The 8,519-nt window shown below is 69.9% G+C and carries 7 protein-coding genes and 1 rRNA gene; 4 read left to right on the top strand and 4 right to left on the bottom strand.

Annotated features, from left to right (window positions below):
- Window positions 1–88: ribosomal RNA gene (locus tag ACWGIG_RS33920) — 16S ribosomal RNA — on the bottom strand; the annotation flags it as partial.
- Window positions 89–746: 658 nt separating this feature from the next.
- On the opposite strand from ACWGIG_RS33920, the gene ACWGIG_RS33925 reads away from it, so the two are divergent.
- Both ACWGIG_RS33925 and ACWGIG_RS33930 read left to right on the top strand, forming a co-directional pair.
- On the top strand, window positions 747–1,388 hold the full coding sequence (locus ACWGIG_RS33925; RefSeq protein ID WP_453325541.1) for a TetR/AcrR family transcriptional regulator: 642 nt from the start codon (window positions 747–749) through the stop codon (window positions 1,386–1,388).
- A gap of 81 nt (window positions 1,389–1,469) precedes the next feature.
- On the top strand, window positions 1,470–3,047 hold the full coding sequence (locus tag ACWGIG_RS33930) for an MDR family MFS transporter (RefSeq protein WP_453325547.1): 1,578 nt from the start codon (window positions 1,470–1,472) through the stop codon (window positions 3,045–3,047).
- A gap of 110 nt (window positions 3,048–3,157) precedes the next feature.
- Here the strand turns inward: ACWGIG_RS33930 and ACWGIG_RS33935 are convergent, their stop codons facing one another.
- The 3 genes from ACWGIG_RS33935 to ACWGIG_RS33945 are packed head-to-tail and all read right to left on the bottom strand — an operon-like array spanning window position 3,158 to window position 5,302.
- On the bottom strand, window positions 3,158–3,664 hold the full coding sequence (locus ACWGIG_RS33935; RefSeq protein ID WP_453325542.1) for a hypothetical protein: 507 nt from the start codon (window positions 3,662–3,664) through the stop codon (window positions 3,158–3,160).
- A 40-nt stretch (window positions 3,665–3,704) separates the two neighbouring features.
- Window positions 3,705–4,451 (bottom strand): response regulator, encoded by a 747-nt coding sequence (locus ACWGIG_RS33940; protein ID WP_453325543.1) that lies wholly within the window; start codon window positions 4,449–4,451, stop codon window positions 3,705–3,707.
- Window positions 4,448–5,302 carry a sensor histidine kinase gene (locus ACWGIG_RS33945; protein ID WP_453325544.1) on the bottom strand — a complete coding sequence of 285 codons (855 nt, stop codon included), beginning with the start codon at window positions 5,300–5,302 and terminating at the stop codon, window positions 4,448–4,450. The genes ACWGIG_RS33940 and ACWGIG_RS33945 overlap by 4 nt, the downstream gene beginning before the upstream one ends.
- 153 nt (window positions 5,303–5,455) lie before the next feature.
- Here ACWGIG_RS33945 and ACWGIG_RS33950 point away from each other — a divergent pair, with 153 nt between their 5' ends.
- Both ACWGIG_RS33950 and ACWGIG_RS33955 read left to right on the top strand, forming a co-directional pair.
- The gene (locus ACWGIG_RS33950) at window positions 5,456–6,181 is read left to right on the top strand and encodes an ABC transporter ATP-binding protein (RefSeq protein ID WP_453325545.1); all 726 of its coding nucleotides are present in this window, start codon (window positions 5,456–5,458) and stop codon (window positions 6,179–6,181) included.
- Window positions 6,178–8,481, top strand: coding sequence for an ABC transporter permease (locus ACWGIG_RS33955; RefSeq protein ID WP_453325546.1), 2,304 nt, complete (start codon window positions 6,178–6,180; stop codon window positions 8,479–8,481). Before ACWGIG_RS33950 ends, ACWGIG_RS33955 begins: the two co-directional genes overlap by 4 nt.
- The last annotated feature ends 38 nt before the right edge of the window (window positions 8,482–8,519 follow it).

Genomic DNA, 8,519 nt, shown 5'->3' on the forward strand with positions numbered 1-8,519 from the left:
TCCACCCCGAAGGGCTTCATCGTTCGACTTGCATGTGTTAAGCACGCCGCCAGCGTTCGTCCTGAGCCAGGATCAAACTCTCCGTGAATGTTTACTCGGCCAGTAAATTAATACAGCCGGTGAACACATCGGAAGAGCGGAACAGCCACCATCGGAATAAGACGGTGTGTTCCTGCGTCCTCGCTAGTGTTGCCCACCCGCACCCCGAAGGGCCGTGTGGGACTTTTCAAAGGAACCACCAACCACCGAAGTGGCCGGGGTATCAACATATTTGGCGTTGACTTTTGGCACGCTGTTGAGTTCTCAAGGAACGGACGCTTCCTTCGTACTCACCCTCGCGGGCTTTCCTCCGGACGTTTTCGTTCAGTTTGTTTCTGTTGTGTTCTTGCGTTTCCGACTCTATCAGACCGTTTCCGTTCCGATTCCCAGTCGAACTTGGGTTGTCTTTGCGGCCGTTGGGCCGTTCCGACGAGTGAGACATTAGCGGATTCCGGCGCCCCGAACCAAATCGGGGTTTCGACTTCCTCATTCGCGAAAAGTGCACGCAAAAGGAGGGCGACAGATGCCGCTTTCCAGACTTGTGTCCTGATTGCCGAATGGTTGCCCTGGGCCAGTCGGAACCGGTACTCACATCGGACAACCCGAAGAACTATACGCATCCCCCCAGGCAGCGTCAACCCCCTCTCCTGCGCCCCATCCGCCGGTATTAATTTGCATGGTCTGCATCTTTGCGTAGTCTGCAAGATGTGAAGAGCAAAGAGGGCGTACCCGGACTCCGTGAGCGCAAGAAGCAGGCCACTCGGGCCGCGCTGGCGGACGCCGCGGTGCGGCTGGCCGCGGAGCACGGGGCGGAGAACGTCACGGTGGAAGCCATCAGCAGCGCGGCGGGGGTCTCGCCGCGCACGTTCTTCAACTACTTCGACAGCCACGACGACGCCTTCCTCATGATCGACGCGGAGGTCGGCGAGCGCATTCGGCGTGCGGTGCGCGAGGCGCCCGCCTCCCTCTCCGTGCTCGACGTACTGCGCGAGGCGTTCTCGGCGGAGCTGCTCGACATAGCGGAGCGCCACGAGATCTGGAGCCTGCGCGCCAAGGTCTTCCAGCGTTCCCCTCATCTCCTCGTCCGCGGCCTCGGGGCGCACATGGCCGAGGAGCTGGAGCTTGCGGAGGCAGTCTCGGCACGGCTGGGGGGTGCCGAGGGCGAGCCCGTCGGTCTCTACCCGCGGCTGGTCGCCGCCGTAGCCACGACCGCCATCCGCGTCTCGATCGAGGACTGGTGCAGGCAGGCGCAGGGCGTTGCCTTCACCGAGGTGTTCGGGCGCGCCTTCGATCATCTGGCCTCCGGACTGGCCGCCCCCGACACGGCCCCCGGGCCGCCCCGTACCTGACATTCCTGCCCGGTCCCCGGATCGACTTCTAAGAAGGACACCTTGACCGCAATCGAGGCGCCCGACCAGGCGCCCACCTCCATGAGCCACAAGCAGATACTCCAGGCCATGTCCGGGCTGATGGCCGGCATGTTCGTCGCCATCCTGGCGGGCACGGTCGTGGCCAACGCACTGCCCCGGATCATCGCCGACCTCGGCGCCAGCCAGTCGTCGTACACCTGGGTCGTCACCTCCGAGCTGCTCGCCATGACGGCGACCGTCCCGCTGTGGGGCAAGCTCTCGGACCTCTACAACAAGAAGCTGCTGCTGCAGCTGTCCCTCGGGATGTTCGTGGTCGGCTCGCTGCTGGCCGGGTTCTCGCACGAAGTCGGGCTGCTGATCTTCAGCCGTGTCGTACAGGGCATCGGCGCCGGTGGTCTCACCGCGCTCGCGCAGGTCGTGATGGCCGCCATCATCCCGCCGCGTCAGCTCGGCAAGTACGCCGGCATCTTCGGGGCCGTCTTCGCGGTCGGCACGGTGGCCGGGCCGCTCATCGGCGGTGTGCTCGTGGACACCTCGTGGCTGGGCTGGCGCTGGTGCTTCTTCATCGGTGTCCCGTTCGCACTGCTCGGGATCGTGCTGTTGCAGCGCACGCTGAAGCTGCCGACCGTACGTCGTGACGTGAAGATCGACTTCCTGGGTGCGTTCCTGATCGTGGCGGGCGTCTGCGCGCTGCTGATCTGGACGTCGCTGGCGGGCCACCAGTTCGACTGGGCCTCGTGGCAGACGGCCGCGCTGACCGGTGGCGGTGTGCTGCTGCTCGTCGCTGCGGTGTTCGTCGAGGCGCGAGTGCCGGAGCCGATCATTCCGCTGACCATCTTCCGCAACCGCACGGTCACCCTGACCACGGTCGCGAGCCTGCTCGTCGGTGTGGCCATGTTCGGCGGCACCGTATTCCTGTCGCAGTACTTCCAGATCGCTCTCGGCAAGTCGCCGACGGCCGCGGGACTGATGAGTCTGCCGATGATCCTGGGTCTGCTGGTGTCGTCGACCGTCGCCGGCCAGATCATCAGCAGGACCGGCAAGTGGAAGGTGTACCTGGTCGCGGGCGCGGTCGTCATGACCGCCGGTCTCGGCCTGCTGGCGACCATCGACGCGGACACCCACTTCGGGCTGCTCAGCCTGTACATGGCGATCCTCGGCATCGGCGTCGGCATGCTGATGCAGAACCTGGTACTGGCCGCACAGAACGACGTCCCCGCCACCGAGCTGGGGGCCGCCACCTCGGTGCTGTCCTTCTTCCGCAGCATGGGCGGCACGATCGGCACCAGCGCGCTGGGCGCGGTCCTGGCCAGCCGGGTCGCGACCGAGATGACCAACGGCATGAAGGCGGCCGGCATGCCGGTTCCGCCGGGCGACGGCGGCGAGGCTTCCGTGCCCGACATGACCAAGCTGCCCGCGCCGCTCCGCGACATCGTGGAGAACGCGTACGGCCTGGCGACCGCCGACCTCTTCCTGCTGGCTGCTCCGTTCGCGGCGCTGGCGCTGGTGGCGGTGGTCTTCATCAAGGAGAAGCCGCTGAAGACCACGAGCGGCATGGAACGGCTCGCGGAAGAAAGTGCGGCTCAGGCGAGCGGCGACGGGGGCAGCAAGACTGCTTCGCCGACGTCGGTCGGCTGAACCGAGTGATGCGGTGAGTGAGTAGTTGAGTGAGTGAGCGAACGGCTCCGGTGGTCCCGCGTGGGGCGGCCGGGGCCGTTCTCGTGGCCGCTGCGCTCTTGCTACGGGGTTTACGGAGTGCCGTGCGGCGGGCGGACCTCGACGAACCAGCGGCGGCGCGGGCCCCGGTAGAGCAGTGCGTCCCAGCCGAGCGCGGTCAGCACTTCGGCACAGCGGGCGAGTCGGTCGCGTTCCTCGGCAGCGGCTCCGCTGCCTGGTGGGCCGAGCCAGTCGACGGCCGCGGTGTGCGGTTCCTCGCCGGGGCGCACCCGGTAGCCGGTGGCGGTGCGGTGTCCTTCGGAGTCGGTCGCCGAGGGGGTGAGGGGTGCGGCTTCCAGAGGGAGGGCGACCGCGTTGAGGAGTTGGCGGAGTTCCCAGGGGGCGGGTGCTGCTTCGGACCCCTGGGTGATGCGGCGGATCTGCAGCAGGCCGTCGAACGCGGTGCGGACCGCGGCGGCACGCTGCTCCGCGGGTTCCCCGTGCGGGAGGCCGTCGCCGGTCGCGGGCGCGAAGGGTTCCCGGGAGGGCGAGGACGAGGGTGAGGAGGAGGACGAAGGCGAGGACGAGGGTGCGGCCATGCGGCGAGTCTCCCCTTCTCCTGTCACAGGGTCTTCCCGTTCACGCGAACTCGCCCGGGGAGACGAGCCCCGTCTCGTACGCGAGGACCACGGCCTGGGCCCGGTCGCGCAGGGAGAGCTTCGCGAAGATGCGGGCGACGTGGGTCTTCACCGTCGCCTCACTGAGGGTCAGTTCGCGTGCCAGTTCGGCGTTGGAGAAACCCCGGCCCATCAGCGCGAGTACCTGCCGCTCGCGCGGGGTGAGTGTGGCCAGATCCCGGTGAGGTGCGGGTTTCGAGTCGGTCGTGACGAGCTCGGGCCGGTCGGCGAAGCGTTCCACCAGGCGCCGGGTGATCGACGGTGCGAGCAGTGCGTCGCCGGTGCCGACCAGGCGGACCGCGGCGGCCAGGTGCGCGGAGGTGACGTCCTTCAGGAGGAAGCCGCTGGCACCGGCGGCGAGGGCCGCGTAGACGTAGTGGTCGAGGTCGAAGGTGGTCAGCATGATCACCCTGCTGGTCGGGGCTTCGGCGTCCGGGGTTCCGGCGAGGATGCGCCGGGTGGCTTCCAGGCCGTCCATGCCTGGCATCCGTATGTCCATCAGGATCACGTCGGGGTCCAGCTCGCGGGTCTTCGCGACCGCTTCGGCGCCGTCGGCCGCCTCTCCCACCACGTCGAGGCCGCGGGCGGTGAGGATCATCCGGAAGCCGGTGCGTACGAGTTCCTGGTCGTCGGCGATCAGGACGCGCGGCGAGGGTTCCGGTACGGGAGCGGGGGCGGTGGGGGTCACGTGGGTCTCCGGTGTCGTCATGACGGCTCTCCTGCCGGTCGGTCCAGCGGGATGCGGGCCCTGACCCGGTAGCCGCCGCCGAGCCGTCGGCGGGCGTCGAGGTCGCCGCCGTACACGGCGACGCGTTCCCGCAGCCCGAGCAGCCCGCGTCCGGCGCCGTCCGCCCGGCCCGGCCCGTCGGCCGGAGACCCGGCGTGCGGCGGTTGCCGCGTGCCCGCGAGCACGCTGGGTCCGCTGTTGAGCACCTCCACCCGTACGTACCGGTCGGCGTAGCGCACCGTGACCTCGGCCCCGGACCCCGGACCGTGCTTGAGCGCGTTGGTCAGGGCCTCCTGGATGATCCGGTACGCGGTGACGTCGATCCCGGCCGGCAGCGGGCGCGGCTCGCCGGAGATGCGTACTTCCACGGGCAGTCCGGCGAAGGCGATCCGGTCGATCAGCGGGCCGAGTCTGCTCAGGCTGGGCTGCGGGGCCAGTTCCGGGGCGCTGGCTGCGGGGTCCTCGCCGTTCGGGGAGGGCGCCAACAGGCCGAGCAGGTGGCGCAGTTCGGTCATCGCCTGACGGCCGGCCGTCTCGACGGCGGTCATCGCGACAGCCGCCGCGTCGGGCATCGTGGCGAGCACTTCGCGCGCGGCGGAGGCCTGGACGACCATCAGGCTCACGTTGTGGCTGACGATGTCGTGCAACTCGCCCGCGATCCTTGCCCGTTCGGCGTCGACCGCGGCCCCGGCCGCGCTCTCCCGCTCGCGTTCGAGGAGCCAGCCGCGTTCCTCGACCTGTCGTCGGTGCGCCCTTCGCGCCCGTACGAGCGCCACCGCCAGTACACCGACGGCGCCGCACGCCACGGCCAGCGCGACCCCCCACCAACCCACCCCTGAACTCCACACGCCGTGATCATCGCAGCTGGTGCGGCGGGCCCGCGTCGTCCCCGGGGTGCAGCTCCGTACATCCCTGGGATGACGCGACGGGGCGGATACGTCCGGGGTGGGATGCCGGGCCCGTGGCCCCGCTTCTAGGTTCGTGCCATGACTCAAGATCACAACGGTGGGCGCGAGGTCGTCGTACACCTCGACGGCCTGCACAAGGAGTACGGCGACTCGAAGGCCCTGGACGGGCTGTCGCTGGAGGTACGGGCCGGGGACGCGGTCGCCGTGATGGGGCCGTCCGGCTGCGGGAAGTCGACACTGCTCAACATGATCGCCGGGCTCGACCGGCCGACGTCGGGCGGGGTGCGGGTGCAGGGGCAGGACCTCTCGGAGCTCAGCGAGACGGGGCTCGCGCTGTTCCGGCGGCGGCACATCGGGATGATCTTCCAGTTCTTCAATCTGATCGACGACCTGCCCGCGCTGGACAACGTGGCGCTGGCCGCCCAGTTGACGGGTACGTCCGCGAAGCACGCACGGCGGCGGGCGCTGGAGCTGCTCGACGAGCTCGGCATCGCGGACCGGCGGAACGTCTACCCGGCGGCACTCAGTGGTGGTGAGCGCCAACGGGTCGCGGTGGCAAGGGCGTTGATGAACCGTCCGGCGCTGCTGCTGGCGGACGAGCCGACCGGGGCGCTGGACAGCAGGGCGGGCGAGCAGGTGATGGATCTGCTCATCGATCTCAATCAGATCGGTCAGACGCTGGTGATCGTGACGCACGACCCGGAGCTGGCCACCCGGTGCGCGAGCCGGCTGGTGGAGGTCGCGGACGGGCGGGTGGCCCGTACGAGCACCTTGGACACGAGCGCTTCGGAGGCGACCGTATGAGCGCCGTGTGGCGGGCTTCGCGTGCGGCGGTGAAGCGGCGCAGGCTGCAGACGGTCGTGATCGGCCTGGTGGTGTTCTGCTCGACGATGACGGTGATGCTGGCGCTCGGGCTGCTGCTCGCCACCGAGGGGCCCTTCGAGAAGTCCTTCGAGAAGCAGCGGGGCGCGCATGCGGTGACCACTCTCGACCGGTCGAAGGTGACGGACGCGCAGGCCTCCGCGTCCGGCAGGCGGGCGGGTGTGGCGGCCTCGGCCGGGCCGTTCGGGCTGGTCGTCCTGGATGTGCCGACGGACCTGGCGGGCAGCCCTCCGGGACCGCTGGCCGTGGTGGGCAGGGCCGATCCGGCGGGTCCCGTGGACCGGGTGGAGCTGCTCGTCGGCCGCTGGGTGACCGGGCCCGGTGAGATCGTCCTCGGTTCTGTGCACGGCGGTTACGACGACGACACGCTCGGGCGCAAGGTCCGGGCGCGCGGGGCGCCGCCGCTCACCGTCGTCGGTTTCGCCACCAGCATGAGCAAGTCGGCCGCCGCCTGGGTGGCGCCGGAGCAGATGGCGGCGCTGCACCCGACGGCCGTGCAGATGCTGTACCGGTTCGACGCGGCGGGCACCAAGGAGGACGTCGCCTCGTCGCTGGCCGGTGCCACGGCGGAGCTGCCCGGGGGTGCGGTGACGTCGTCGCAGTCGTACCTCACTCTCAAACGGGCCTTCTCGTCGCTGGCCGATGCCTTTCTCCCGTTCATGACGGTGTTCGGAACGCTGGGGCTGCTGGTGTCGGTGCTGATCGTGGGGAACGTGGTCAGCGGGGCGGTCGTGTCGGGGTACCGGCACATCGGGGTGCTCAAGGCGTTGGGCTTCACGCCGAACCAGGTGGTCGCGGTCTATCTGGTGATGGTTTCCGTACCTGCCGTGGTGGGCTGTGCGCTCGGCACGCTGGCCGGTGGGCTGCTGACGGAGCCGGTGCTCAAGGTCGCGTTCGGCGGCATCCAGACGGGCACCGCCGCCATCGGGCTCAGCCCCTGGGTGGTGGTGGTCTGCCTGCTGGGCATGCCCGCCCTGGTCGCCTTCACCGCGCTGGTTCCGGCGCTGCGGGCGCACCGGCTGTCGGCCGCCCGTGCGATCACCGCGGGCAGCGCCCCGCGGAGCGGGCGGGGGCTGCGCGTGCAGCGGGCACTGGCCGGGACCCGGCTGCCGAGGGCGGTGAGCCTGGGGCTCGGGCAGCCGTTCGCCCGGCCGGGCCGGGCCGGGCTGACCATGGCGGCGATCGTCCTCGGCGTCGTCACGGTGACCGTCACGGTCGGGCTGACCAGCACGATGCTCGCGTTGGGGAACGCGGGCAAGGGTGACGGGAGGGCCCGGATCGCCGTGCAGGTGGGGCGTGCGTCGCAGCAGCAGACCGTGCCGAAGCTGGACGACGCGGCGATCGAGAAGCTGCTGCGCGCGCTGCCCGGAGCGTCCGAGGTCACGGCGCGCGGGCTGCTCCAGGTGCGGCTCAGCGGGTACGCGCAGAACAGGTTCGGGAACTTCTACCGGGGGGACCCCGCGGTCGACGCCTCGCTGCTGGTGGCGGGCCGGCTGCCGGAGGGGCCGGGCGAGGTCCTGGCGTCGCCCGAGTTCCTGGCGCAGCACGGGCTCGCGCTCGGCGACCGGATCACCCTGGAGGCCGAGGGACGCAAGGTCGCCGGGTCGGTGGTGGGCAGGACCATGGAGGGCAACCCCCTTGCACTGGACACCAGTTGGGAGACCCTGGAGCGACTCTCGCCCGGCACGCAGGCCATCGAGTACGGGGTCCGGCTGGTCCCCGGTGCGGACGCGCAGGCGTACGTCGAGGCGGTCCGGGCGGCCGATCCGGGCCTGCACGCGTCGGTGGGCAGCTCGGGCAACAGCGCCACCACGACGGTGGTCGGCTTCTCCACGGTGTTCACCGTCCTGCTGAGTACGGTCGCGGCGCTGGGTGTCTTCAACACGGTGCTGCTCAACGTCCGGGAGCGGCGCCGTGACCTGGGCATGCTCAAGTCGATCGGAATGACACCGCGTCAGGTGATGGTGATGACGGTGACGTCCGTGGCCGGACTTGGCTTCGTCGGGGGGCTGTTGGGGATTCCGCTGGGCGTGGCGGGGCACCGGTGGATCGTCGATCACGTGGGGATCGTCGAGTTCCCCGATGCGATGAAGGACGTGTGGGCCGCACCGCAGCTCTTGGGTCTCGGCCTGGCGGGTGTGGCGATCGCGGCGCTGGGTGCGGCGGTTCCCGCACGGTCGGCGGGACGGCTGAGGATCGCGAAGGTGCTGCACAACGAGTAGCGAGTGCGGGCGGGGGTGGGTGCCGAGGCACGCCCCCG

The sequence above is a fragment of the Streptomyces sp. NPDC054863 genome, from assembly GCF_053610825.1.